The organism is Brackiella oedipodis DSM 13743, assembly GCF_000621025.1.
Lineage (GTDB): Bacteria > Pseudomonadota > Gammaproteobacteria > Burkholderiales > Burkholderiaceae_B > Oligella > Oligella oedipodis.
Genome location: NZ_KK211206.1, coordinates 278,333 through 303,157, shown reverse-complemented (window position 1 = coordinate 303,157; position 24,825 = coordinate 278,333). Strand labels below are relative to the sequence as shown.

Sequence of the window (24,825 nt, the reverse complement as noted above, 5' to 3'; positions counted from 1 at the left end):
AGGCATTGCTATAACGGTGTTTATAGCAATGCTTTTTTGCGAAATGAGCATCGAGTTGCTTTAGCGACTGTTTTTCAAAAAAACAAATAAAATAATTGCGATTGCTTAAATTTCATTATAATGAAACTTACTTATTCTCTAACATCTTAGTGTTTCTCGCTAAGGTATTTTTCCAGACTTGACACATCCAGACTTGAAACATGGCTTCTGAATATTTCGAATATCAGTCAGATGATAAATTATCCATTAAGGGTGATTGGACACTCAAAAATATTAGCCATCTTCTTAAAGTCAAGGACGAACTGACCCAAAAAGAGCACAACAAGGATCTGCGGATTGATTTTGAGGGCTTAGATCACCTCGATACCAATGGCGCTTATGTCTTAATTCAAGCAGTGGGTCAAGATCGCATGGAGGAATTATTGTCCGAAGAGGACAGTGTGCCGAGTCGCTATCACGATCTCATCGAGACCGTCAACAAAGCCTATGATCCAGAGGGTCTCAAAAAATCCCAAGTCCAGACGCATTGGTATGATTTCTTAATTACCACAGGCAAGGCTTCGCTTAAGTTTCGCGATGCCATGCTTATCTGGTTGTCTTTTTTTGGCGAGACCTTACTGGTTGTGTTTCATACCGTATTCAAGCCTTCCAATTGGCGTATTACCGCGGTATTTTCAGCCATCGATAGTAATGGTTTTAAGGCGGTGCCAATTATTGTCTTACTTAATTTTATGGTAGGCGCTGTGGTGGCTTTCTTGGGCGCGACCGTCCTTTCTAATTTTGGGGCGACAATTTATACCGTGCATTTAGTGGGCTTTTCTTTCTTTAGGGAATTTGCAGTATTGCTCACGGCGATTTTAATTGCGGGTCGGACCGCGAGCTCCTACGCGGCGCAGATCGGTTCCATGAAGGTCAACGAAGAGATCGATGCCTTGCGCTCCTCTGGGGTTGATCCTATGGCGATGTTAGTCATTCCTCGGGTCTGGGCCTTGATGATCAGCATGCCTATCCTCACGGTTTTTGCCATGATTAGTGGTATTTTGGGTGGCCTGGCCGTATGTGTGTTTATGTTGGATATTTCACCCACACTTTATAGCGAAATTATTCGCAATATCCCAATTCGTCATTTTTTTGTTGGCCTCTCTAAAGCTCCGATTTTTGCCATTATGATTGCCGTGACCGGATGTTGTGAGGGTTTTAAAGTCGGTGGTAGTGCGCAATCCGTGGGTGAGCACACGACTTCTAGTGTGGTGCAAAGCATTTTTGTGGTAATTACAATAGATGCCATTGCGGCTATCTTTTTTATGGAGATGGGCTGGTAATGGACCAAAACAAGCAGTCTTCAGATCATTCTAAACCATCCAAACAAGATCAAGACGACAAAAAAGTCGTAATTGAAGTGCGTGGCATGGTCAATCAGTTTGGCGATCATCGCGTGCATGATGGTCTCGATTTGGACGTCTATAAAGGCGATATTTTGGGTGTTGTGGGTGGCTCAGGCACCGGTAAATCCGTTTTACTAAGATCGATTGTGGGTTTGCGTCGCCCCAATGAAGGAACGGTCAAGATCTTAGGCAAAGAGGTTGATAATGTCAAAGCCGAAGATCGTTCTTTTTTGAATCGCAATATGGGTGTGTTGTTCCAACAAGGCGCGCTCTATTCATCGCTCACCGTCCAAGAAAACGTGGCGTTTCCCTTGATCGAATTAGCGGGCATGAGTCGTAAAGAAGCCGAAGAGGTGGCGGTGATGAAGATTCTTCTGTCGGGCTTACCCGCTAATGCCAGTACCAAATATCCTTCTGAGCTTTCAGGCGGGATGATTAAACGAGCCTCCTTGGCTCGAGCCTTGGCGTTAGATCCGGCGATTTTATTTTTGGATGAACCAACCGCGGGGCTTGATCCTGTCGGTGCGGCTGAGTTCGATAATCTTATGCTGACCTTGCGCGACGCGATGGACTTGACCATGTTTATAGTGACCCATGATCTGGACTCGCTTTATACGGCATGTAATCGTATCGCTGTGCTTTATGACAAAAAAGTCTACGCTACCGGTACGATAGAGGAAGTTTCGCAAATCGACAATGAGTGGATTCAGGAATACTTCCACGGTCCTCGCGCACGTGCTGCTCAGCAAACCCATGAAAACAATGTTGAGCAAAACGAACAAACGCAAAACGACAAAGTTAATAAAAATAAAAAAGACAGTAAAGACAACAATACCACTGACGCAGATAAGCGTAAGCAAGCGGATCAAGCTGAAGCGAAGTCGCAAGGCGATGACGCCAGTGACGTATCCTCACAAGCTAAAGCGAACGATAGCCATATGGCTTCGAAACGGCAAGCGCAGGATTCTGAGAGCAACGAATTTAAAGATAATCAAGGATAAGGCATGGAACCAAAAGCTAGGTACATAACTATCGGTTTGTTTACGATTATAGGGGTAATTGCCACACTTGTAATCGTTCTCTGGCTAGGCAAAATGGCGACCGACCAAAACTGGCGCTATTATGTGGTCGAATTTAACGAGAGCGTCTCTGGTCTCTCTCGAGGTAGTGAGGTGCAATTTACAGGCCTCAAAATCGGTGAGGTCACGAAGTTAGAGCTCGATAAAGAGCATACCAATCGCGTCTATGCCTACATTCGCGTCAGTGAAGATATTCCGATTTATGAAGACGTAAAAGCCAGTCTTTCGATTGTCGGGATTACTGGCCAAGCTGTGATTGCCATGAGTGGCGGTACCCCCAACTCAAAAGAACTTAAAGGCGAGGATGAGGACGATCCAGATGTCATTAAAGCGACCCAATCGGCGCTTTCACAACTGCTTTCAGGCAGTGGCAGCATGGTTTCCAACTTATCCGAAACCATGGTGAGTGTAAACAAACTCTTTAATGAGAAAAACATTAAGAATATGGGCGAGATTATTGATCATGTCTCTACGATTACGGGGGCTGTTGCGGCCAAGGATGAGGATATTAGTGCAACGGTCACAAGCTTGCGTCGTATTGCCGATAGCTCTGGTGAAGCCATTAAATCTTTCCAAAAAGTGGCTAACACCACGGATCAAATCCTGAATCAATCAGGCAAAAAAGCCGTCGACTCCATGGCTCAGGCGATGGTGTCTATCCAAAAAGTCTCTAAAGATATCCAACATGTCTTAGACCAAAACAAAGGCAACTTAGCCAATGGCGTCAGTGGTTTACAAGAAATTGGTCCGGCCGTTTACGAATTTAAGCGTTCTGTCAATACCCTCAATTCCATCCTCAGAAGTTTTGAGAAAAATCCAGGCGCCTACTTGCTCGAAGGTAATAAGTTAAGGGAGTTCCATCCATGAGAAAATTAATCAACACCGGTTTAGCCCTCGCCGCGGCGACATCTATTATGAGCGCGTGCACGATTTTACCTTCACAGCCGGATCTTGATGTTTATACACTGGACTCTACGGTAAGCATCCAAACGGCACCCGTGCCAGCACCGTATATTTTGCGCATCAATGATCCCTATGCCAACAAATATATCAGCGGACCAAGAATTGTAGTTCGTACCCAGCAAGGGGATTTAAATGTGTATGCGGGCGCGAAGTGGAATGATGATGCACCGAATGTATTCCGCGATAGTCTAAGTCAGGCCATTCGTCGAGCCGGTTTATTTAAAGCTGTCACATCTGGTTATGGCAATGCCAATAATGTAGATATGGGCATTTATCTCAATAGCTTTCAGGTTGAGTACGAAGATAATACACCAGTGGTTGTGATTGATGTCGATATTAACCTCACAGGCTCTAAAGGCCAAGGTGAGGTGGTTTCTAAGCATTTTGAGTCTCGCCAAGCAAGTCAAGGCAAAGAGCTAAAAGACGTCTTGCAAGCGTTTGCCCAAGCCAACGGCAAGCTTCAAGCAGACATCTTAAATTGGTTGGCCGCGGCTGCGCATAACCCTAAAGTTCAACCGCATTAGTCCAGTCGCACTAAAGCCAAACAGTAGCTACAAAAAAAGCCTTTAATCACTACAAAGATTAAAGGCTTTTTTGTGGACTGGCGCTTAGCCGCATTGGAAGGAGACAAAATAGCCGTCATTGGCAGAACCAGAACCTGTGGGTTCATGTTGCTGAATGTTAACCGCTTTTTGGGCGCCGCAAGTCTTATTGGCATTTTCTATGCATTGGTTCCAATCGGGTGCAGTGGCAGCATCTTTAGAGCATTTGAGACCAAAATTATTCGTGTTGCTTAAATCGATTGTACTGTTGGACGCACAACCCGCTAAAACAAGTGCCAAAGCGCACCAGATAAATTTTTTCATGAGTGTATCTCCTAAGGTGCTTGTATTATAACTAAAAATACCTGTCTACAGCGGCTTTACATGGCTTTATTATTTTTAATAAACGGGGTATCTCGCAAAAACGACTGGCACTAAGACTATTAAGTTATGTTATGTTTTGTTGCATTTAGGCATAGTCGCGTTTCTTTTTGGGTAAAAGCCTAAGTTTGATTGTGATAAGATAGTATTAATTATTAATCCTAGGAGTCTAAAGTATGAAAAAATTTGCTTTACTAGTTTCTACCGCTGTCTTAGCGCTGAGTTCTGTCGCTGCTCATGCCGAGCCAGATTATCGCTCTAAATGGGCTAAATCCCAAGACATGTATGTTGAACCTACTCTTAAAATGACTACGACGAATGTGGCTGTTACCCCAGAGCAAGCGGCGCAAGCTCAACAATACGGTGTTACTGTCAATCAAGTGGCTGCAGGTGCGGCGGGTACTACCCAAACCACGGTTTACGGTCCTAATGGCGAAGTTGTCCAACAAGCCGGTAATGCAGTGCAATCCGCTCCTGTTCCTGCTGCTGTGCCAGGTCAAGTAGAGCCAACCCCTGATGGTTTCCGCCAAAAACGTGTTAACCCAGCCCAAGGGGCAGGCGTAGCTCAACCTACTCAAAAAATCCAAGACTATTCTCGTACGGCTCCTTAATTTGACGCTTAGACTTTACTAAGCCTTTCAGATAAGTCTTATGAACCCTTATCGCTACGATGCGATAAGGGTTTTTATTTTGGGTATGAGTTTTTGATCCTCCTGGCATAGTTGGAGTGTTAAAGCTGTTTACACTGAGCTTTTAGTGTCAGCGTGATGGGCTCAATTTATGCTTAATCAATTAAGTGCCGAACAATACCAAGCCGTCAGTGCCGTGGCGCCGTCCATCCTGCTAATGGCAGGGGCAGGCACTGGCAAGACACGCAGTTTGGTGGCGAGAGTGATTTATTTAATTACTCAGCGCCAGGTTAAGCCCGAGCAAATTTTATTATTAGCCTTTACGCAAAAGGCGGCCTTAGAAATGCAACAACGTTTGCAAGCCTTAGCACCAAACGTGGCGGGCATCGAACAGGTAAGCGTTAGAACTTTCCATAGTCTGGGCTTATGGATTAGCCAACAGGGTGTGGCGACTAAACTTTGTCTTAGTCCGTTGAGTGAAGAGGTGCAATTTAAGCGCTTTGTCCACAGGGAGTTATTGTGGCAGTGCCGTCAATCACCGGCACGATTAAGTCAATATTATTTATGGGCAACCTTAATCGCCCAGCGGTCAGTGGCATACACAGCACAGTCAAGCAGTAATTCCAGTGCTTCTAGTGCTTTTTGGCGTACGCTAAATGACGATTACGTACGGCATCAGGCTGAGCTGATTGTTGCCAATCTTTTGTATATTTACAACATCCACTACCGTTATCGAGGAATTGATCCCCATCCGTGGCGTGTCAAAAAATACCAAACGTATTTATGTTCTTTTTATTTACCCGAGGAATGTCTACTGATTGAGGTCGTACCACCAGCCAGCACGCAGGCAGAACGTAAACAACAAAGCTTACGGCTGGCTGGCTTACAAGCGCACTATAGCTCACAAAACCTCATTAAATTAAAGGTCTTATATGCGGCAAAAAATGAATATGAAAGCTACAAAATCTTTGAGCAATTTATTCAAACGTTAAGCCCATCAGCGGCCAGTCAGCAAAAAGCAATAGGTAGTGCCACGAACCCATGTCGTCTTGGTAGAAGTTCAGGCTTGATTGAACATATCCTTGAGGAGCTCAGACAGGGTCTATTGATATATTTGAGTGTATATCCAAGGCTCTCGCTAAAGCGTCTCGTGGGACACGCGTTAGCCCCGGCCGCTGTCCTGATGCTGTATATGGCCCGCGCTTATAAGCGAGCATTGCGCCAACAACAGCAGACTGATTTTAATTCTATGATTGAAGCGGCGATTCGTGCTATACAGTGCCGACGATTCATCGTGCCTTGGGACCACGTGTTGATTGATGAGTTTCAAGACATTTCGCGGACGCGCGCAAATTTAATCAGGGCCATGCGGCAACAACACCCTGCGTTGCAATTATTTTGTGTAGGGGATGATTGGCAAACGATTTATCGCTTTAGTGGATCTGAAGTGCGTTACAGCACGGATTTTGAGCAATATTTTGGGACATGCCGTCGCTTTGCTTTAAGTCAGACCTATCGTTTTGAGACGGCTATGTGTCAGCTAAGTAGTGATTTTGTCCTGCAAAACCCAGCACAAAATCGCAAATACCTGCGCATGAGTCCTGCGCTTGATATCCAAATACCCAGATTACGACCCATTACCTTGGTATCTGAATCGCAAACGGTGGCACAGATCTTACACTGCATTACTCAGGATATTAAGGCGTACCAGGCGCCCTTGGCCACTCAAAACACACAACGCAGTTTTACGCGTAAGTATATCTCTCACCCCACGTCTGCCGTCTATAGCAAAGCGCATAAACAGCCGTCATATACAGTCTTCATTCTCAGTCGCTTTCAGCATTTTTTACCAAGTGCCAAGGCCATAGAAGGTTGGCAGGCGCAATATCCAGTCTTAAAGATCAGCGCTCATACCGTTCATGCCGTCAAAGGGAATGAGGCTGATTATGTGATTGTGTTGCAAATGAATCAGGGAATTTACGGGTTTCCGAGTGAGAAGCAGAGTAGTGGCTTAATTGAATCCTTATTACCCGCACCAGAGGATTTTCTGTATGCAGAAGAGCGGCGGTTGTTTTATGTGGCGCTCACGAGAGCCCGACGACAATGCTTTCTACATTACCATAGTGAGCATCCTTCCCGATTTATACAAGAACTACGTCAATCTAAAGCCATCCAAAAAAAATTGCCCACCGAAGTGGGCTATCATAGTACTATCAATACAATGATATATGGCGCTATAAATTGGCTAGCTCGTGTATTGAGATCTATCGCCAGCTAAAGACGTGGTTCACGCGAAATAGTCTCGTGACTTGAATGAATGCCATCGCGTCATTAGGAGAGCGGGGCATCCTGAAAGCCCACCGCTTGCAAAGCTTGGCTCACGATAGCCATTGACTCACAAAAAAACACCACCGTGTCTTGGGGCTGAGTATGACTCATGAGTTCATAAAGCTCATCTTCAATATCACTTTGTGCCTCGAGTTGGCCCACATGCACTTGGCGACCCTCGCTAAAGCGCGCTTGATCCAGCCATTGCGGGATGAGCTCAAAATCTGGTTCAGCCTGTGCGAGCACTAAAAACAAGGGCTTGTCTTCAAATTGCAATTGCAACTCTATGCCGTTGTCTATACGACGACTGACAACAGGTTGTAGACTATTGGGCATGGCCTGAACCACTTGAACCACTTAATAAATCTGTAGGTGGTGTCAAATCCGTGGGAGGAGGCGGGCCATCATAGGGGGTGCCATGGTGCGGTTCTGCACAAGCACTGAGTAACAAGGCTGAGATCAAGCAAATTAAGAGCTTCTTCATGGAATTCCTTTTTTTGAGGATCGTAAAGAGCCGCAAATTGGGCACTTATTGCTTATTGTAAAATAAATAGTGTTGCTATGTTTGATTATTATTTATGAATGAGCATGCTGCATTAACACAGCGCAAAATTATCCATGTCGATATGGATGCGTTTTACGCCTCTGTTGAGCTTCTTAAACGACCTGAACTAAAAGGTAAGGCCTTAGTAGTGGCGGGTCAAAGTGATCGGTCCGTGGTCTGTACAGCTTCATATGAGGCTCGCAAATTCGGTGTGCATTCTGCTATGTCTGTGCGGCAGGCCAAAAAACTCTGCCCAAATGGCATTTATATCCAACCTGACTTTGCGCGCTATAAACAAATGTCGGTCGATATTCATCAAATTTTTAGAAAATACACCGACTTAATCGAACCGCTTTCGTTGGACGAAGCCTATTTGGATGTCACCACCAACAAAGTCGGCGCAGCTTCAGCAACGGCGATAGCGCAAGCGATTCGTGCTGAAATTTTTCAGCAAACGGGATTAACGGCCTCGGCGGGTATTGCAAACAATAAATTTTTAGCAAAAATTGCCTCCGATTGGAATAAACCAGATGGCATTTTTGTCATCTCACCGTCTCAGGTCGAGGCGTTTTTGCTGCATTTAAGCCTAGAAAAAATTCCAGGTGTGGGTAAGGTCACTTTGGCTAAATTGCATCGCCTGCATATGTATACGATTGCCGATCTTAGAACCCACAGCTTAGGCGAATTAGTACTTAATTTTGGTAAATATGGCTACCGCTTGCATGACCTAGCCTATGGTATTGATCATCGCGCCGTCAATCCTTATCGCGAGACCAAGCAAATATCCGCCGAAACTACCTTTGAGCAAGATCTTAGCCTTGGTGATGCGAGCACGGCTGTGTTAGCCTTGGCGCAGTCTGTCATTGCTAAGTGTCAGCGTAAGGGCTTATTTGGGTACTGTGCTACCGTCAAACTAAAGACCGCGGATTTTAGGATCATAACGCGGTCTGTCACTTTAGCGAATCCCCTCTATGAATTACCGCATTTTGTGACAACCATAGAGCAATTAATTGCACACCTCGATGAACAAGACAAAGCCGAGCATTATCGCTTAATTGGTGTTGGGGTTTCTGAATTTATAGACAAGCAATTGGCTGCCAAACAACTAGCCCTGTTTGTTTAGCTGTTCTTTAAGCAGAGCAGAGACGTTAGACATATCGGCTTTGCCCGCTAATTGCGTTTTTAGTTGCCCCATGGCTTTACCCATGGCCGCACCGCCGCTAAGGCCTTGAGCTTGTAAATCAGCGACGACTTTTTGTACAGCGGCTAAGACGTCTTCTTGACTTAACTGCTCTGGCAAAAATGGCTCCAACACCTTGATTTCATCCTCTTCGGCTTGCGCAGCGTCGTCACGACCGGCCTCTTTAAAGGCTTTAGCAGACTCTTTGCGTTGTTTGATTTGTTTTTCGATGATGGCGATTATCTCGTCATTGCTCAAGTCTTTGCGTTCATCCACTTCTTTTTGTTTGAGCGCGGCTTGTAACATGCGCAAGGTTCCTAAACGCTTGCTGTCTTTGGCGCGCATGGCTTGTTTGACTTGATCCATAATGACGTTCTTGAGATTTTCTGACATGTCTATATATACCTTTGTAGTGTAAAAATAATGGACCGATAGCTATGCATAGTATCGGTGAGTATGAAGATATTAAGATGAGTTATTTTACTTTACAAAAAAGCCTCTCAGCAAAAAGCCCTCAAAGTAGCGCCTTATTTATTGTGCTTTATCCACGCTCTTATGAGCAGACACAAGCCCAAGACCAATTAGCGCATTTAGTCGCCAGTATTCAAGCTCAATTTCCTCAAGCCAGTATCGTTAGCGTGTGCTTAAATTCGGTCGAGCTTGAAGACCATCTGCATCAAGTGCTCACTCTGGGGAATGGTGCTTTAACATCTGATCAGGACATGGCGACATTGACTCGACAATGGCGTGATTTGGTCCAAGAATTATCGCAGCAATATGGGGTAGAGTCGGCCGCCACAGCCGTGATCGGGGTGGCAGCGGCGGGCGCGCTGGTGCTGGAACTGAGCAAATTAGCCGAGCCAATTGCTGGACGTCTTATAACTTTTGGGGCGGGGTTTATGACTATACCCCAAGAGGCACTGCATCTTAAACAAACGATTCATTTATTACATGCCGCCCAAGATCCAGTCATTAATGTCGCCCATAGTAAAAAAGCGCAAGCTTCTATTGCGCAGTTGCAAGGCGATGCCACTATTGATATCGCCAACCAAGAAAGTTCCGCGCTGGCGCAAGTCCTGATCCAACAAATGCTACAGAGACTACAAACGTGTGTGCCATTATGGATGTGGAAAGAGGCCTATGGCATGCAAGACACAGACCTCGAGAAACTCGAGGCCTTGCGAGCGGATGCGACCAAGCACTAATGGGAGGTGGGCATAGATATTTAACCTAGAGCCTACAGATCCTAGCAGAATTCAACAGAACTCAATAGAACTCAACAGAATCCAATAGAACCTTGGGTTTAAGCGCCTTGTAATGTTATTGGGTGGGCGGGGTTTGACGTTGTTTGAGGTATTCGGCGATCCAAGCGCAGATCATCAGCTGTATTTGGTGAAAAATCATCAAGGGTAAGACGATAGCCCCAATCGGATGTCCTGCAAAAATTACTTTGGCCATGGGTAAACCATTGGCCAGGCTTTTTTTGGAGCCACAAAACACAATCGTGATGCGATCGGCTAGTTCAAAGCCCAACAATTTACTACTAATGGCCGTAAAAGCTAAAGCCAAGGCCAAAATGACACATGAAACTACCACCACCGCGATCAGCGCTTGGTAGCTGGTGGTTTGCCATAATCCTTCAACAACGGCTTCTGAGAAGGCCGCATAAACCACTAATAAGATAGAGCCTTGGTCCACAATACCGACTAATTTGGGATATTTACTAATAAAGCCAAGTGTCCATGGACGAGAGAAATGCCCAGCCGCAAAAGGCACCAAAAGCATCAGAATGATTTTGAGGACCGACATTAAGGTAATCGGTGGCACACTATCGCTATAGTCACTTAACACCAAGGCGATGAGTAAGGGGGTAATGAATATCCCCGCAATACTTGAACCCGAGGCACTACAGATGGCTGCCGGTATATTGCCGCGAGCTATCGAGGTAAATGCGATTGCGGATTGCACAGTGGCTGGCAATACACATAAATACATAAAGCCCAGGTATAACTCCTTAGTCATTAGGGGTTCCACGATAGGGCGTAGAGCCAGACCGAGCAATGGAAAGAAAACAAAGGTACTAAAAAAGACTAAGCTATGAAGACGCCAATGACCAGCGCCTTGTATGATGGCTTGACGAGATAATTTGGCGCCATGCAAGAAAAACAGCAAGGCAATCGCAATATTGGTAAAGGCATCCGTCGCCACTTTGGCCGCGCCTTGTGCTGGCAGCAGTGTGGCTATAATCACAACTGCAATCAACATTAAGGTAAAGCGGCTAAATAAAGTGGCGAGGATTTTCATGATGAATCAAAAATAAAGTTACAATTAAAGCGCATCGGCGGCGTAATCCGCTAGACGTGAGCGCTCACCTTTTTGGAGCGTAATATGCCCCGAATGTGACCATCCCTTAAAACGATTGACAACATAAGTTAAACCAGAGCTGCTTTCGGTGAGATAAGGGGTATCAATCTGAGCAATATTGCCTAAACATACTATTTTAGTCCCTGGGCCAGCGCGTGTAATTAGGGTTTTCATCTGTTTAGCGGTTAAGTTCTGGGCCTCATCGACAATCACGAACTTATTTAAGAAAGTGCGGCCACGCATAAAACTCATCGACTTGACGCGAATCACAGACTCAATCAATTCTTTGCCAGCGCTATGCTCCCAGATATCTCCCGTCATACCTCGATTACCGGTGTGCAAAAACTCTAAATTATCCTGCAAAGCGCCCATCCAAGGCAACATTTTTTCTTCCTCAGTCCCCGGTAGGTAACCAATATCTTCACCGACAGACACCGTGGCACGCGTCATGATAATTTCGCTATAACGCTTGGTCTCAAGCACTTGTGTTAGACCCGCGGCGAGTGCTAGCAAGGTTTTACCTGTGCCGGCCTGACCAAGAATCGTCACAAAGTCGCATTCGGGATCCATCAGCATGTTTAAGGCAAAGTTCTGCTCGATATTGCGCGCATTAATGCCCCATACATTGTTTTTCTTGTTGCCGTAATCACGTACAGTAGAAATCACAGTGGAATTACCGCTAATTTGTCGTACCTGCGCCTGCAGGGGCATATCGCCTTCGAGACTAAGGAACTGGTTGACGACAAATTCATGGTTTAGGTCCGAAGTAAATTTGTAGTAAGTGACGCCAGCTTCTACCCACGACTGCAAGCTCTCATCGACTTGATTCCAAAAATTCTCTGGCAGTCGCGAAAACCCATCAAACACCATATCGGTATCGTGCATGGTGTGATCGTTGAGGTAGTCCTCGGTCTCCAGTCCCATGACACGAGCTTTGAGGCGCATATTAATGTCTTTGGAGACAAGCACAACGGGCTTATCGGTGATACGTTGGGCTAGGTTATAAACCGTATCGAGAATCTGGTTGTCGTTTTTACTTTCAGGGAAAAGATCTTTAGTGGTTTCAGAAGGGACTTTTTCAGTCTCAAAATATAAACAACCGGTAGCATCGGCATGGCCCAGTTGGTTCAGCTCGATGCCTTTTTCGAGTTCATGCTCAGTGTGCGCGACTAAGGCGTCTAAATAGCGACTGACTTGACGGGCATTGCGTGCAATCTCACTCAGGCCTTTTTTGTTGTGATCTAACTCTTCGAGCACAATCATAGGAATAAAAACATCGTGTTCCTGAAAACGGAAAATTGAGGTCGGGTCATGTAAGAGCACATTGGTATCGACCACAAAAATTTTGTTGACCGCCAACTCCTTTTTTTGACGCTTGCTGATTTTTTTGGTCACAGCTTTTTTGGCTACGGGTGCTGAACTTGGTGTTTTGTGCGATGGACTAGGCGGGGGCGTTTCGGGATTAGGCTTGAGTGCGTTGACTTCGATGGGGGTATTGGTTTTGTATTGAATCGTGGGACTGCTGGATCGATTGCTGCGGTTGGCTGTTTGGCTAGGAGATTTAGGATTAAGTGGCGGTCTCGCTTTTAATTTAGGTAAGGTTGAACTTTCTAGAATTTCAGCAAGTTTGCTTGGAGCTTGTGGTAGAGGCATTGATTTTCCTGAAAATAACAAGGGGTTAAGCTTGATTACGGAGTGTCTCTAAAACGTTTTCGACATGTCCTGGGACTTTTAGGCCACGCCATTCGGCGACTAATTGACCTTTTGGATCAATCAAAAAGGTGCTGCGCTCGATGCCACGAGATTCTTTGCCATAGAGCTTTTTGAGTTTCATGACACCGAATAACTCACATAAAGACTCATCCTCATCGGCGATGAGAGGATAGGGAATATCATATTTGGCAATAAAGTTTTCGTGCTTCTTGAGTGAGTCACGAGAGACGCCCACAATCGCAGCATTGAGCTTTTTAAATTGCTCATATTGTGCGGTAAAATCTTGGGCCTCGGTGGTGCAGCCCGGGGTATTGTCGCGAGGATAAAAATACAGCACAAGGTATTGACCTTGAAAGTCACTCAATTTCAGTTCACCCGTGGTGGCTGTGGCACTAAAATCAGGCACGGGTTTATGTACTTCGATCGTCATACGTACTCCTTATCAACAACAAACAGAGGTTCAGCAATTGAACCCTTAAATAAGAATCGCAACGGCGACGTTACGACCCTCTGACATTAAAACATTATAGGTGCGAGCGGCAGCATTACTGTCCATGGACTCAATGCCGATCCGCGCCTTGATAAAAGGTTGCAAAACACTAGGATCTAGAAAATGTTGCTCGGTACCGGTACCGATAATGAGTAATTCGGGGGCATTTTCAAAGGTGGTGGCGCTAGCGCCTTCGGGGCTATCTAAAAAATCAAAGGCGGAGGCTTTTTTGGCGGTGGCACCACTGGCCAGCAGGAGGGCATCGTAATCAATGTCGCGGACATGTTTGACAGGCCAGGCTTGAATAGGGCCTTCGGGCTTAAAAAACACAGAGTGGGGATAGCGTTCTTTGTTGATTTCTACATAGTCGAGGGTGTAAGAGGTCACGGTATTGGCAAATTTATTTTCTTGCTGCTGTAATAACACAGAGTCTCCTATTCACTTCGTATTAGCTTCTATAATAAAGTTAATAAAGATCTGGATTGTCTTTATTTTCAAATTTCAAAAAAAAAGTACAAAAAATTAAAAAACCGATTGAATGTGCTTTTGACTTCAGCTAGATTTATAGGTTTAGCATTGTCGATTTACGAAGTAGTCAAGGCTCAGGATCGACACCAATTAGAGCAACAATTATGAAAACATTCCCTAGAATTGAGCGCCTGCCCCCATACGTCTTTAATATTACTGGCGAACTCAAAATGGCTGCCCGTCGTCGTGGCGAGGATATTATTGATCTCTCCATGGGTAACCCAGATGGCCCAACGCCTCAGCATATCGTTGATAAACTCGTCGAAGCCGCTAATAAACCACATACCCATGGCTATTCAGTTTCTAAAGGCATTCCACGTTTACGTAAATCCATTACGGATTGGTATGCCCGCCGTTACGACGTCGAATTGGACCCAAACACAGAGGCTGTGGTAACCATTGGCTCCAAAGAGGGCTTAGCGCATCTTATGCTGGCTACGCTAGATGCCGGTGATACTGTGCTCGTGCCCAATCCTAGTTATCCCATCCATATTTATGGTCCCGTGATTGCTGGGGCTAATATCCGATCCATACCCATTGGTCCAGGCATTGATTTCCTTGAAGAAATAGAACGGGCGGTGCGCGAATGTATCCCAAAACCAAAGATGCTGATCGTGGGCTTTCCGAGCAACCCCACTGCACAATGTGTGGATTTAGCGTTCTTTGAGCGAGTCGTTAATTTAGCACGCGAGCACGATATTATGGTGGTGCATGATTTGGCCTATGCTGACATCGCTTTTGATGATTATGTGCCTCCTTCTATCATGCAAGTGCCAGGCGCCAAAGACGTTGCAGTCGAGTTTTTTACCATGAGTAAGAGCTATAACATGGCCGGTTGGCGTGTGGGTTTCATGGTAGGCAACCAAGAAATTGTCAACGCCCTAGCGCGCATCAAAAGCTACCATGATTATGGGATGTTCACCCCCATTCAAGTGGCGGCTATTGCGGCGCTAGATGGGCCTCAAGACTCCGTCCGGGAAGTCACTAAAGAATACCAAAAACGCCGTGATTTGCTCGCCAAGGGTCTGCATGATATCGGTTGGATGGTAGAAATTCCCAAAGCGTCCATGTATATCTGGGCCGAGATTCCTGAGCAATATAAATCCATGGGCTCATTAGAGTTTTCCAAAAAACTCTTAAGCGAAGCCAAAGTTGCTGTATCACCAGGAATCGGTTTTGGTGATATGGGGGATAACCATGTGCGATTTGCCCTAATAGAAAACGAGCAACGAATTCGTCAGGCGCTGCGTGGTATCAAGGACATGTTCAAAAAAGACGGGTTTAGCCAATGAATAGTAAATTGAATTCCGTAAAAATTGGCATTTTAGGGTTTGGCGTGGTCGGTAGTGGCACGTGGGAGGTTTTGACACGTAATGCCCAAGAGATTGCTCGACGCGCGGGCCGTCATATGGAGATTGTGCGCATTGCTACACGCACCCCCTCAAAAGTGCCCAGTCACATTCGTGACACCATTAAGGTCGATAATGATTTGCATGCGCTGGTCAATGATCCAGAGATTGATATTGTGGTTGAGCTCATCGGCGGTACCGATTTAGCCAAAACCTTAATTCTACAAGCGATCCAAAATCACAAACATGTGGTCACGGCCAACAAAGCCTTATTGGCCATGCATGGCAAAGAGATTTTTACGCTGGCGAGCCAAAACAATATCATGGTGAATTTTGAAGCTGCTGTGGCGGGTGGTATCCCTATTATCAAGGCAATGCGTGAAGGTTTGAGTGCCAATCGTATCCAGTGGGTTGCTGGCATTATTAATGGCACGACGAATTTTATTTTGTCGCAAATGCGCGAACATAAATTACCGTTTCAAGAGGTGCTCAAACAGGCGCAGGCATTGGGTTACGCCGAAGCCGATCCGACCTTTGATATCGAAGGAGTAGATGCGGCTCATAAACTGACATTATTGGCCGCGATTGCCTTTGGTATTAATATTCAGTTCGATAAAGTCTATATCGAGGGCATTACGCAACTCGAAACGCATGATGTCGCTTATGCCGCACGTCTAGGTTACCGCACTAAATTATTAGGCATTGCCAAGCGTCAAGACAAGGGCATTGAGTTACGTGTCCATCCTACCTTAGTGCCAGAACGCAAGCTCTTAGCCAGTGTAGAGCAAGTCATGAATGCGGTGGTGGTCAAGGGTGATGCCGTGGGCGAAACTCTGTATTATGGCCCCGGCGCAGGCGCCGAGCCGACGGCATCGGCAGTAGTAGCCGATATTGTGGATGTGACACGCATGATGACAGCGGATGCTGATAACCGCGTGCCGCATTTAGCTTTTCAACCAGAGGCCTTAGCCGATTATCCAATCTTGGATATGTCTGACACCATCAGTGCCTATTATTTACGCATGCAAGTGGTCGATCAACCAGGCGTGCTGGCGGATATCACCCGTATTTTGGCGCAACGTCATATTTCGATTGATTCCATGGTGCAAGAACCCAAAGAGGCCTCACAAAGTAGTGCCAATATCATTTTCTTGACGCACGAAGCGCGGGAAGGTGATGTCGACGAAGCACTTGCCCAAATCCAAAACTTGCCGTACTTACAATCGAAAATCGTGCGCTTACGTTTGGAGAATTTCCAATGAAATACCTATCGACTCGGGGCGGCGTAGACGCTGTCGAATTTTCTACTGTGTTACTAGAGGGATTAGCGCCCGATGGTGGCCTCTATGTGCCAGCGCATATCCCCACGGTAACTAAGCCAACCCTCCAGGCCTGGCGATCCTTGTCTTATGCGGAGTTGGCCACGGAGATTCTGAGTCTGTATTTTACGGACATACCGAAGCACGATTTAGCGCAGTTATGCCAAAAAACCTACACTGCCGAGATCTTTGGTTCGGCACAAATCGTGCCTCTCAAACCCATCGACGAGCATATCAGCTTGGTTGGTTTGTCCGAAGGGCCTACCTTGGCCTTTAAAGACATGGCCATGCAATTGTTAGGTAATTTGTTTGAATATGTATTACTCAAACAACATCGCGAACTTAATATTCTTGGGGCGACTTCGGGCGATACAGGCTCTGCTGCCGAATATGCGCTTAAGGGCAAAAAAGGTTTGAGAGTCTTTATGCTTTCACCCCAAGGGCGCATGAGCGCATTTCAACGCGCGCAAATGTACTCATTAGATGAAGACAATATTTTTAATATTGCTGTCAAAGGGGTGTTTGATGAGTGCCAAGATATTGTCAAGGCCTTAGCCGGGGACATAGACTTTAAGAAAAAATATCATCTTGGCGCGGTCAATTCGATTAACTTTGCCCGTATCGCTGCACAAATTGTGTATTATTTTTGGGCTTGGTTGCGCGCCACTCAACATGAGGATCAACAGGTTTCTTTTACAGTTCCATCCGGCAATTTTGGTAATATTCTGGCAGGTCACTATGCCCGTCAAATGGGCTTGCCGATTCATCATTTAGTACTGGCTACCAACGAAAATAACGTCCTCGAAGAGTTCTTTAATACAGGCGTCTATCGACCTCGTGCCAGTGAACAAACCTACGCGACATCCAGTCCATCTATGGATATCTCCAAGGCGTCTAATTTTGAGCGCTTTGTTTTTGATCTCTTTGAACAGGATCCTAACAGCGTCAAGCAACTGTGGACGCAACTTCAGACGCAAGGCTATTTTGATCTTAGCAGCAAACAGGCGGCTTTTGAGCAAGCGTTTGGCTTTGTGGCCGGCACCAGTTCGCATACAGAACGCCTAGCTGTCATTAAAGAGACGTATGAGCAACATGGTGTCTTAATTGACCCACACACGGCAGATGGCGTCAATGTCGCTCGCCACTTTAGCCAACCGAATATTCCTATGCTGGTGCTCGAGACAGCGCTGCCGGCTAAGTTCTCCGAAACGATTCAAGAGGCCATTGGTCAGCCTGCCCCTCGTCCAGCAGCGCTTGAAAATATCGAGCAATTACCCCAGCATGTGATGGAGCTCGAATGCGACGTCGACATTGTTAAGGATTTTATACAACAGCATATAGGCGAAAATTAAATTCTACTTGTCCTCTGTATTCTGGAGATCTTTCTTAACCTGCTTTTGCTTTGAATTTCGCTATTATCACACCTCTTCATATTTTAGCCGTTGCTAGCGGCGCTGCCCTGGGTGCTTGTGCACGCTGGCTGTTAGGCCTTGCGCTTAATCAGCCAGATTGGCCGTGGGGCACGATGTTCGCCAATGTCCTTGGGGGCTTGCTGATTGGGCTACTGCTTTCTTATTGGCAGGTCACCCAAGCCCCGCCCACTTGGTTAAGCTTGTTTCTGGTCACCGGTGCACTAGGGGGCTTTACGACATTTTCAACCTTCTCCAGTGAAGTCATCTTGTACTTCATGAAAGGCCAGACCTTGCTGGCGCTGTTATATATGGCTAGCAGTGTCATAGCCACGTTGTGTGCGACCGCTGTAGCGTTTTATAGTGTGCAATTGATCGCTAAATGAAGCGAACAACTTAACAACTGGTTGCAAATAGATCTAATTTGAAATATAATTTCGCTAATAATAATTATTCTCAATTTCATTGTATTTCAAATCGCATCGGATTCATTTGTGAACCAAAATAATCAAACAACAAATCAAGCTGATACAGATATCCCTTGGTGGTTGCATCCATTAAGCATCTTGATAACCCTAATTTTTTTGGGGATTATTGCAGGGCTTATTATGTACGCTAAGCCCGAGACTCAAGAAGCCACTACCGATTTACCTCTAGTCTCCGTGAGTCTGGAGGAGTTGCCGCTACCAAAAGGGGAGCAATTAGAGCAACCAACGGCCGCGGCGCCAGAACCAGAACCCGAAGAAGAGGTCAAAGAAGAACCGGTTGAAGAAGAGGTCAAACCTGAGCCAGAGCCTGAGCCCGAACCAGAACCTGAGCCTGTGGTCAAAGAGATCGTTAAACCTAAGCCAAAACCGAAGCCTAAGCCCAAACCTAAACCTAAGCCTAAGCGTGAGCGTAAACAGCCACCTAAGCAGATAAGCAAACCAGTACCCAATAGCAATGCGCAAAATGCCTTTAATGGCCCAGCGCAGTTTGACGGTCAACTTAAACCTTTTGGTGTGCCAGATGGTGTCACTAAAGGAGGTGGTTCAACCGCCAATAATCAAGCGCCACGTTTAGTCAATGGTATTCGCTACAAACGCAAACCTAACATCAAGGTTTCCTCAGCCATTGCGCGACGAGGTGGTAGCGGTGAGACGGTGATTGTACGGGTGACCGTCAATGCCCAAGGTAAAGTGATCGCGACCCAACTCATGAAGGGTAGTAGCAATCCTTTACTCAACAAAGAAGTACTCAGACGTGTTAATGAGGTCAGCTTCTACCCGTATACCGAAAATGGCGTCGCCAAACCCGCTAAAGCGGATGTACCGTTTACATTTAATTTTTAATATAAATCCAATCAAGTTAAGGAAAGTGTCATGTCCGTTTCATGGTTACAACTACCATTGACCGTATTAAATGAAGTTAATACAACTGCTGCGCAGTCTTCTAACAATGGTTTCTTAAGTTATTTCAACGATACCGATGTGATCGGTAAGACGTTATTTGTGATTTTGATTGTGATGGCCATCATCACATGGTATTTAATTTTCTATAAAACGATTGCTGGTTTGATTCGTAAAGGTCGCAGTCGTGAGTTTCTCAAAAAATTCTGGGACAACCACACTGACTTACATGATTTACGCAAACAAATCGAAGAGAAAGGCACTCACGATATGTTTTCTCGCTTGACGAAGTCAGCCTTAGTTGCGAGTTCACAATACGAGAAATATACGGGTCAATCTGGTTTTCATGATGGTAGTGTTGACTTTGTGACTCGTTCTATTCGTCGCAGTATAGAGGCCGAAACCGCCAAAATTGAAAGTGGTCTTACTCTGCTCAGCTCTATTGGTTCAACAGCACCCTTTGTGGGCTTATTCGGTACGGTTTGGGGGGTTTATCACGCCCTTATGGGGATTAGCCATGCGGATGGCGTGACCATTAACCAAGTGGCTGGCCCTATTGGTGAAGCTTTAGTCATGACTGGCTTAGGTTTGGCGGTAGCGATCCCAGCGGTCTTAGCGCTCAATGCCTTTGTGCGTCGTAACCGTTTAACACTTGCCAAACTCGATGGCTTTGCCTACGATGTCTTAGGTGTGGTGACGACGTCTGCCACGGGTTCTGCGCAGCACCTTAAAGCCAACTCAAACCAACATGTGACGCCAGCGGCTACGGCTTTAGCCGATAAATCTGGCATCAATCACGAGGACGTATAATATGGCTTTTGGTGGACTAAACAGTAACAAAAGTAGTTTTGGCACTGTCTCCGAAATCAATATGGTGCCTTTAATCGACGTGATGTTGGTGTTGTTGATTATCTTTATTATCACGGCACCTCTAATGGCTCACTCTATCGTTATCGACGTGCCTAAAGCAAGCACCGAAGCTATCAAAGAGGAGCCCAAGAAAGTCGATTTGGCGATTGATGACAGTGGCAATATCTTTTGGGACGAGAACCCAATCAGTATGGAAGAACTTGAAGCCAAAATGGCCGATATTTCTAAAGAAGATCCACAACCCGATCTACGGATTCGTGCTGATAAAGACTCACGTTACGAAATTTTGGCGCAAATCATGGCTAAAGCTAAACTTAGCGGTCTCAAAAAACTTAACTTTGTGACTAGTCCTAATGCGAATAATGAGGCGAGTGAGCAAAAGGGCGCTAACAAGGCTGAGAGCAGTCACTAATACGATCACGCCCATACCCAAAAAAGCCACCCAAAGGGTGGCTTTTTCTTTCTTTTTTTATGCTAGCTGCCAATCAGGGCAATAGCGGGCTTGTATGGTACAGGTTTGGGACAGTCGCACTAGTGGCAATTACCTGCTATCGTAGACTGAATTTGTCTCTCGAAGGCCTCGACCAGGTAGACGAGCAGAGCTAAATAGTAGAACGCAACATCCTAGGGGACACTCGATTAACTCGATTCGTTAATCTCGTCCATGCCATAGAATTTGACACCGATCTCAATTTTTTCGCGACCGCGTTCACGACGAAAGCGATTGGTATCTCGAAGGGAATAGACGCAACCACAGTATTCTTGTTGGTAGAAGTGCTCACGTTTACTGATTTCAATCATGCGTGCAGAACCACCGCCTTTGCGCCAGTTCTGTGTCCAGTAAATCAGATCAGGATAACGCGCTGCAGCACGCTCACCACAGCCATTAATCTGATTCATGTCCTTCCAACGTGAAATGCCCAGCGAACTCGTGATGGTATCGAAACCATGTTCATGCGCATACAGCGCCGTACGTTCAAAGCGCATATCAAAACAGGCCGTACAACGAATCCCGCGCTCAGGTTCCCATTCCATTCCTTTGACGCGCTCAAACCAATTGTCAACGTCATAATCAGCATCGATAAATTCAATGCCATGTTGCTCAGCAAAACGAATATTCTCTTCTTTGCGAATCTCGTATTCTTTGACAGGATGAATATTTGGATTATAAAAAAAGATACTATAATCAATGCCTGCCTCGAGCATCGCTTCCATAACTTCACCCGAGCAAGGCGCACAGCACGAATGCAAAAGTACTTTGTGACGGCCCTTAGGTAAGATAAGGGGTTTGCGTTGGGTAGTTTGTGACATAACGACTATCAAAAAATCTAAAGTCCATATTTTAACAAAGTTACGCCCTGTACACAGCCTGCCATTGAATTGATCTAAGCAGATCCTCAACTCTTGAGGTGCCGATACTCTAGTTATTGCTTAGCCATAAAAGACTAAAAAGACGTAAACCCGAAAGCCATCACACGGCCAAAAGCCTGGCATCTATTCATGTAATGGTTGGCTAGGTAGGTCCTGAGGATTTTCGGCAAAGACGTGATTCCAAAGCTCAATCACGGCATAACGTTGTGCATACAATTTATCGGCTTCGATTCGTGCTTTATCCATGCCTCGCAAGCGCAGTTTATGTTGCACTCGGCGTAGATGCCTATAGGCATCGGCCGCGGCGATGGCTAGGTTTTCGGGGATTAATTGTAATTGTGCCGCTACTTTAAGCAAGGCGATATTGCCCAAGTTTTTGAGAAGTTCTGGGTGCTCATGCGCATAGCCTAAGACCAAGAATTGCGTCATAAACTCTACATCGACCAAACCGCCGGCATCGTGTTTGAGATCAAACAGGGCGCTACGATTGGGATGACCGTCTCGCATTTTGATGCGCATATTAACGATCTCACGTTTGAGCTCCGGAATGTTGCGTTTTTTTAGTAGCACCTCTTGACGAATGACTTCGAACTTGGCGCCCACTTGATGGTTTCCCGCCGCAAAACGAGCTCGGGTGAGTGCTTGGTGTTCCCAAGCCCAGGCGTGTTTATCTTGGTAAATTTTAAAGCCTTCACAAGAGACGGCGAGTAATCCAGCTTCACCGTCTGGGCGCAAACGTATATCAATCTCGTAGAGGCGACCTGAAGAGGTTAAGGTAGATAACCAATTACTCAAGCGCCGCCCAAAGCGTGCATAGTAATCACTGGCCTCTGGATTTGGATCATCATATAAAAACACCAGGTCTAGATCGGAGGCATAACCCAATTCTTTGCCGCCTAAGCGACCATAAGCGATGATGGCAAAACTCGGCTCTGAGGGTAGATGTTGATATTTTTGGCGAATTTGCGGCCAGACGCGCACCATGCTCTCTTGCAGCAACATATCTGCCAAGGCTGAGAGTAAATCACCGAGCGCCTCAACCGTCAATAAGCCCTCTAGATCCTGCGCCATGAGTTGGAAAGTGACCTGACGTTGCACATCGCGCATGATGTTCATCTGTGTTTCTATATCTGCCTGACCCTCTTGGGTGATGCAAGCATCTAGTTCTTGGCTCAGTTCTTGGGCAATCTCTTCGATATTGACGGGCTGCATCAGAGCCTGCCAGTCAATCAGGCTATCTAGTAGCAAGGGGTGGTGAATCACGTATTCGGCGGCCCAATAGCTGGCATTAAAGATGCGAGCCACTCGGCCAATAGTATTGGGAAATTCAGCCAATAAGGCAATGTAGGAGCTGCGTTGCGCCACGGTCTCTACAAGATCCAGCAAACGCTTACATACGATCTCTGCGTTTTTGTATTCGGCACTATTTTGCAAAATAATAGGAATCAGCTTTTTGAGGCGCGTTTGCGCACTTGCCGAGAGTTTCTTAATCCGATAGCTGTCATATAGTAATTTAAGATGCTGTTGTACTTGTTGTGCTTGTTCTGGTGTATAGAGGGATTGGATGAGCGTATTATTATCGGGATTTGCTGCTTCTTCCTCGACATTTAAGCTATGTTCTTGCTCCTCTTCTTCTTGCATACCAATCAAACGAAAGGCATTTTTGAATAATTGGTTAACGGTTTGCCGATGTTGCGCCAAGCATGTATCAAATTCGTCCACACTCATACTAAAAAGACTCGCTAGGATTTTACGCGGCTCGTCTTGTTTAGGCAGTAAGTGCGTCTGCGCATCGTTTTGATATTGTAAAAAATGCTCGGTTTGACGCAAAAACAAATAGGCTTGACGAAGCTGTTGAGCGTGTTCAGCGCTGAGTAAGCCGAGCTCGACTTGCACTTGCAAAGCCATTAGCATATTGCTTTGTTGCAATGCCGATTGCCGTCCGCCTCGCACCAGTTGCTGGATTTGCACAATGAATTCGATTTCTCTAATGCCCCCTATGCCTAGCTTGATATTGTCTTGCTCGTCTAAACGGCTCTTGTTGCGAACGGTTTGATTCCATTGCTGCCTGATTTGTTCGCGTAGCTTGCGCATGGAAGAGAGGGCATCAAAATCAAAATACTTGCGATAGACAAAAGGGATTTGTAATTCTTTAAGTTGCTGAATATAGGGCACAACTTGGCTTTCAGCAAAGGCCTTGACCGGGATCACGCGCGCCTTGATCCAGGCGTAGCGTTCCCATTCACGGCCTTGGGTCACTAAATAATTCTCTAAGGCACTCAAACTCCAGGCCAATGGTCCACTATCGCCATCGGGGCGCAAACGTAAATCGGTTCGAAACACAAAGCCATCGGCGCTTTGGTCAGAGAGGAGATTGAGGATTTTTTGGGTGAGGCGAGAATAAAATTGATGAAAACTGATTGGCCGGCGCCCCGTGGTTTCACCATCCTGAGGGTAGAGCATGATCAGATCAATGTCAGAAGACACATTCAGCTCGCAACCGCCCAACTTACCCATGCCCAAAATCAACATCTCTAAGGGTAGGCCCTGCTCATCTCTGGGCATATCGTGTAAGTCACTCAGCTCTTGCATCGCACATTGATAGGCAAGAGCAATGGCTTGGTCCGCAAAATAGGACATGGCCTGAGTGACCTCATTGAAGTCCGCTTGACCATTGATGTCTCGCACTAATAGGGTTTGAAACACACGGGTTCGGACTTGTCTGAGTACAGGACTGCAAGTGGCGGCTGAGAGATGGTGAGTATGATAGGAATCTGTGCTCACGCCGTGGGCTTGGAGCGCCTGTTGTAACCATTGATCGATAGTACTGAGGCATAGGGGCGCTTGCACATCCGCTAACAGTCGCGCTTCTTGATCACTATGAATATTGAGATAGTGTCTTAGATAATTAGACCACTGCAAGGCCTTGTTTAGCATGATTATTCCTCACTACACACGAGCAACCTAAATTGGTTTGCCTTATTTTGTTAGAA

The 24,825-nt window shown here is 45.9% G+C and carries 24 protein-coding genes and 1 pseudogene; 15 read left to right on the top strand and 10 right to left on the bottom strand.

The annotated features are described in order from the left end of the window. The first annotated feature begins 200 nt into the window (after positions 1–200). From Q335_RS0107905 to Q335_RS0107890, 4 genes and pseudogenes are all read left to right on the top strand, one after another. A complete protein-coding gene (locus tag Q335_RS0107905; RefSeq protein WP_028358152.1) occupies positions 201–1,322 on the top strand; it encodes an MlaE family ABC transporter permease in 1,122 nt (373 codons plus the stop codon). A gap of 86 nt (positions 1,323–1,408) precedes the next feature. Further along, positions 1,409–2,140 (top strand): annotated as a pseudogene (locus tag Q335_RS09815) (ABC transporter ATP-binding protein); the annotation flags it as partial. Between the two features lie 249 nt (positions 2,141–2,389). Then, positions 2,390–3,331: an MlaD family protein gene (locus Q335_RS0107895; protein WP_028358151.1), complete on the top strand. Its 942-nt coding sequence runs from the start codon at positions 2,390–2,392 to the stop codon at positions 3,329–3,331. Continuing rightward, positions 3,328–3,951, top strand: a complete 624-nt coding sequence (locus Q335_RS0107890) for an ABC-type transport auxiliary lipoprotein family protein (protein WP_028358150.1) — start codon at positions 3,328–3,330, stop codon at positions 3,949–3,951. The genes Q335_RS0107895 and Q335_RS0107890 overlap by 4 nt, the downstream gene beginning before the upstream one ends. An 84-nt stretch (positions 3,952–4,035) precedes the next feature. Here the strand turns inward: Q335_RS0107890 and Q335_RS09810 are convergent, their stop codons facing one another. After that, the gene (locus Q335_RS09810) at positions 4,036–4,293 is read right to left on the bottom strand and encodes a hypothetical protein (protein WP_051532408.1); all 258 of its coding nucleotides are present in this window, start codon (positions 4,291–4,293) and stop codon (positions 4,036–4,038) included. A gap of 233 nt (positions 4,294–4,526) precedes the next feature. Between Q335_RS09810 and Q335_RS09805 the strand changes: the two genes are divergently transcribed. Continuing rightward, on the top strand, positions 4,527–4,961 hold the full coding sequence (locus Q335_RS09805) for a hypothetical protein (RefSeq protein WP_156929910.1): 435 nt from the start codon (positions 4,527–4,529) through the stop codon (positions 4,959–4,961). Positions 4,962–5,130: 169 nt separating this feature from the next. Continuing rightward, a complete protein-coding gene (locus Q335_RS09800) occupies positions 5,131–7,257 on the top strand; it encodes a UvrD-helicase domain-containing protein (protein WP_051532407.1) in 2,127 nt (708 codons plus the stop codon). Between the two features lie 53 nt (positions 7,258–7,310). Here the strand turns inward: Q335_RS09800 and Q335_RS0107870 are convergent, their stop codons facing one another. Next, positions 7,311–7,643 carry a hypothetical protein gene (locus Q335_RS0107870; protein WP_028358149.1) on the bottom strand — a complete coding sequence of 111 codons (333 nt, stop codon included), beginning with the start codon at positions 7,641–7,643 and terminating at the stop codon, positions 7,311–7,313. Then, positions 7,633–7,791 carry a hypothetical protein gene (locus Q335_RS10325; RefSeq protein WP_169733512.1) on the bottom strand — a complete coding sequence of 53 codons (159 nt, stop codon included), beginning with the start codon at positions 7,789–7,791 and terminating at the stop codon, positions 7,633–7,635. The genes Q335_RS0107870 and Q335_RS10325 overlap by 11 nt, the downstream gene beginning before the upstream one ends. A 94-nt stretch (positions 7,792–7,885) precedes the next feature. Between Q335_RS10325 and dinB the strand changes: the two genes are divergently transcribed. Continuing rightward, complete coding sequence (gene dinB / locus Q335_RS0107860) at positions 7,886–8,974, top strand: DNA polymerase IV (RefSeq protein WP_028358147.1); 1,089 nt, start codon at positions 7,886–7,888, stop codon at positions 8,972–8,974. Here dinB and Q335_RS0107855 read toward each other — a convergent pair. Then, complete coding sequence (locus Q335_RS0107855; RefSeq protein WP_028358146.1) at positions 8,957–9,424, bottom strand: GatB/YqeY domain-containing protein; 468 nt, start codon at positions 9,422–9,424, stop codon at positions 8,957–8,959. The genes dinB and Q335_RS0107855 overlap by 18 nt on opposite strands. Before the next feature lie 77 nt (positions 9,425–9,501). Between Q335_RS0107855 and Q335_RS10075 the strand changes: the two genes are divergently transcribed. Next, positions 9,502–10,236, top strand: coding sequence for a dienelactone hydrolase family protein (locus Q335_RS10075; RefSeq protein WP_169733511.1), 735 nt, complete (start codon positions 9,502–9,504; stop codon positions 10,234–10,236). A gap of 115 nt (positions 10,237–10,351) precedes the next feature. Here Q335_RS10075 and Q335_RS0107845 read toward each other — a convergent pair whose 3' ends face one another. From Q335_RS0107845 to Q335_RS0107830, 4 genes are read right to left on the bottom strand one after another with little or no spacing between them, the layout of a single operon-like run. Then, positions 10,352–11,338, bottom strand: coding sequence for a bile acid:sodium symporter family protein (locus Q335_RS0107845; protein ID WP_028358145.1), 987 nt, complete (start codon positions 11,336–11,338; stop codon positions 10,352–10,354). 21 nt (positions 11,339–11,359) lie between these two features. Further along, on the bottom strand, positions 11,360–13,048 hold the full coding sequence (locus tag Q335_RS0107840) for a PhoH family protein (protein ID WP_028358144.1): 1,689 nt from the start codon (positions 13,046–13,048) through the stop codon (positions 11,360–11,362). A gap of 25 nt (positions 13,049–13,073) precedes the next feature. Further along, positions 13,074–13,538, bottom strand: coding sequence for a peroxiredoxin (locus tag Q335_RS0107835; RefSeq protein ID WP_028358143.1), 465 nt, complete (start codon positions 13,536–13,538; stop codon positions 13,074–13,076). Positions 13,539–13,583: 45 nt separating this feature from the next. Further along, a complete protein-coding gene (locus Q335_RS0107830; protein ID WP_028358142.1) occupies positions 13,584–14,024 on the bottom strand; it encodes an Mth938-like domain-containing protein in 441 nt (146 codons plus the stop codon). Between the two features lie 206 nt (positions 14,025–14,230). On the opposite strand from Q335_RS0107830, the gene alaC reads away from it, so the two are divergent. The 7 genes from alaC (at position 14,231) to Q335_RS0107795 (ending at position 20,873) form a co-directional block, all read left to right on the top strand. Continuing rightward, positions 14,231–15,418, top strand: a complete 1,188-nt coding sequence (gene alaC / locus Q335_RS0107825) for an alanine transaminase (protein WP_028358141.1) — start codon at positions 14,231–14,233, stop codon at positions 15,416–15,418. A gap of 8 nt (positions 15,419–15,426) precedes the next feature. Further along, positions 15,427–16,737, top strand: a complete 1,311-nt coding sequence (locus Q335_RS0107820) for a homoserine dehydrogenase (protein ID WP_028358140.1) — start codon at positions 15,427–15,429, stop codon at positions 16,735–16,737. Next, positions 16,734–18,146 (top strand): threonine synthase, encoded by a 1,413-nt coding sequence (thrC, locus tag Q335_RS0107815; RefSeq protein ID WP_028358139.1) that lies wholly within the window; start codon positions 16,734–16,736, stop codon positions 18,144–18,146. Before Q335_RS0107820 ends, thrC begins: the two co-directional genes overlap by 4 nt. A 50-nt stretch (positions 18,147–18,196) precedes the next feature. Continuing rightward, a complete protein-coding gene (locus Q335_RS0107810; RefSeq protein WP_245588295.1) occupies positions 18,197–18,589 on the top strand; it encodes a fluoride efflux transporter FluC in 393 nt (130 codons plus the stop codon). Positions 18,590–18,697: 108 nt separating this feature from the next. Further along, positions 18,698–19,534, top strand: coding sequence for an energy transducer TonB (locus Q335_RS10070; protein ID WP_051532405.1), 837 nt, complete (start codon positions 18,698–18,700; stop codon positions 19,532–19,534). 30 nt (positions 19,535–19,564) lie between these two features. Next, positions 19,565–20,401: a MotA/TolQ/ExbB proton channel family protein gene (locus Q335_RS09785; protein WP_051532404.1), complete on the top strand. Its 837-nt coding sequence runs from the start codon at positions 19,565–19,567 to the stop codon at positions 20,399–20,401. Position 20,402: 1 nt separating this feature from the next. Next, entirely contained in the window at positions 20,403–20,873 is a 471-nt protein-coding gene (locus Q335_RS0107795; protein WP_028358137.1) for an ExbD/TolR family protein, read from the top strand. A 227-nt stretch (positions 20,874–21,100) separates the two neighbouring features. Here the strand turns inward: Q335_RS0107795 and Q335_RS0107790 are convergent, their stop codons facing one another. Next, positions 21,101–21,772, bottom strand: a complete 672-nt coding sequence (locus Q335_RS0107790; RefSeq protein ID WP_028358136.1) for an epoxyqueuosine reductase QueH — start codon at positions 21,770–21,772, stop codon at positions 21,101–21,103. Between the two features lie 183 nt (positions 21,773–21,955). After that, a complete protein-coding gene (gene glnE / locus Q335_RS09780) occupies positions 21,956–24,769 on the bottom strand; it encodes a bifunctional [glutamate--ammonia ligase]-adenylyl-L-tyrosine phosphorylase/[glutamate--ammonia-ligase] adenylyltransferase (protein WP_038369672.1) in 2,814 nt (937 codons plus the stop codon). Between the last annotated feature and the right edge of the window lie 56 nt (positions 24,770–24,825).